This is a genomic window from Streptomyces sp. FH025, assembly GCF_017427025.1.
Lineage (GTDB): Bacteria > Actinomycetota > Actinomycetes > Streptomycetales > Streptomycetaceae > Kitasatospora.
Genome location: NZ_JAFLNG010001089.1, coordinates 1 through 1671 on the forward strand (window position 1 = coordinate 1; position 1671 = coordinate 1671).

Annotated in this window: 1 protein-coding gene; it reads right to left on the bottom strand. The window is 72.4% G+C overall.

Going from position 1 to position 1671, the window contains the following annotated elements; translation table 11 throughout:
• Window positions 1–30: 30 nt before the first annotated feature.
• Window positions 31–1524, bottom strand: a complete 1494-nt coding sequence (locus J0670_RS37545) for an FAD-binding protein (RefSeq protein WP_207817253.1) — start codon at window positions 1522–1524, stop codon at window positions 31–33.
• Window positions 1525–1671 lie beyond the last annotated feature (147 nt).

Here is a 1671-nt window from a genome sequence, read left to right on the forward strand (position 1 = left end):
GCGCAAGGCGCGAGGCCGGGGCAGGGGTGCTCAGGAGGCGTGGATGTTCTGGCCGGGGGTGAGGATCCCGGCGGGGTCGTACTGGCGCTTGGCCCGTTGGACGCGGTCCCACAGCTGTGCGTAGTGGTGCTGCCAGTCGCCGGTGGTCATGTCGGGGATGGCGCCGATCAGGTAGCGCTTGCCGCCGAGCGCGACTGCGCGTTCGTACAGGCGCCGGTTGCGCTGGAGCATGGCGGGGATGTCGGCGCCGGGGGCGGGGAAGGCCAGGAGGTCGAAGTGCCAGCCGACGGCTTCGTCGGGCAGGACCGCGAGCGGCGTGTTCACCCGCGCCCGCGCGTAGGGGTAGAACAGCAGCAGCCCCGCCCCGAGGTCGGCGGCGCTGAGCACCTCGGCGGCTTCGCGCATGAAGGTCGCGGTCTTGGAGGCCGGGAGGAACAGGCTCAGCCACGGCTTGGGCAGGTCCCAGAACCCGGCGGCGCGCAGGTAGCCGGCGAACCCGTCGACGCGGAAGGCGTACTCGCGCCAGCTCTCCTCGGTCACCGTCGTCTCGCCGGCCACGGGACGGAGTCCGGCGAGGAGCGCCTCGCGGTCGACGGGGTGTCCGGTGTCGTGGTGGGCGACGAGTTCGGCGGTGTAGCGCCAGCGCTGTCCGTCCGCGCTGCGCACCACGTTGCCGACCTGGAGGTCGAAGCGGCCGTCGGCGAGGACCTTCTGCTGGTCGGCGAGGTAGGTGTCGAGGTCGTCGTAGGCGAGGGTGAAGACGGTGGAGCGCTCGCGGACGGGTTCGAGGGCGAGGGTGGCCCGGACGATGATTCCGACCTGTCCACCGCCGGCCAGGACCGCTTCGAACAGGTCCCGGTTGCGCTCGCGGGAGGCGGTGACGAGCTCGCCGGTGCCGGTGACGACGTCGAGTTCGCGCACGGTGTCGGTCTGCAGCCCGTGGCGCTGGACGGCGCCGCCGATGCCGCCGACGCTGAGCGTGCCGCCGATGGACAGGTGGAGGTAGTCGGTCAGGCAGGGGGGTGCCCAGCCCTGCGCGAGTGCGGCGTCGGTGAGTTGGGCCCAGGTGGCGCCGGCTTCGACGACGGCCTCTCCGGGGCGGAGGGCGAGGACGCGGTTGAAGCCGCGGGCGTCGATGGCGATGCCGCCGCGGGGGTTGGCCTGGCCGTAGCTGGAGTGCGACTCCAGCCCGGCCTGCCCGACGACGGCGGCGTCCCCGCTCTGTCCGTTGACGGCCACCGGGATGCGGTGGCGGCGCGCGAAGGCGACGGTCTGCTGGATGTCGCGCACGGAGGCGGGGCGCAGGACGGCGCGGGGGGACTGGGTGACGATGTGCCCGAAGTCGGAGGAGAAGTGCTCCAGGCCGGTGCCTTGGAGGGTCATGGTGCCGTCGAGAGCGGGTAGTTGCTCCACCGCCTGGCCGGGCTGGTCGGCCCAGGCGCGGGTGGTGGTGTTCCAGCCGACGACGACGGCGGCGCCGGCGCCGGCGATCAGTGCGCGGCGGGATAGTCCTGGCCTGGTCATATCAGTGTTTCTCCGATCGGTCGTCAAATAGGGATTGTTGTACCGCAACCATCCCGCGACCACCTACTGGGGTGCCCGCCTGCGGACCCGGCCCTCTCGGGCGCGGGTCCGCAGGGTGAGGGCCGCTACCGTTCCGTCACTGATTGG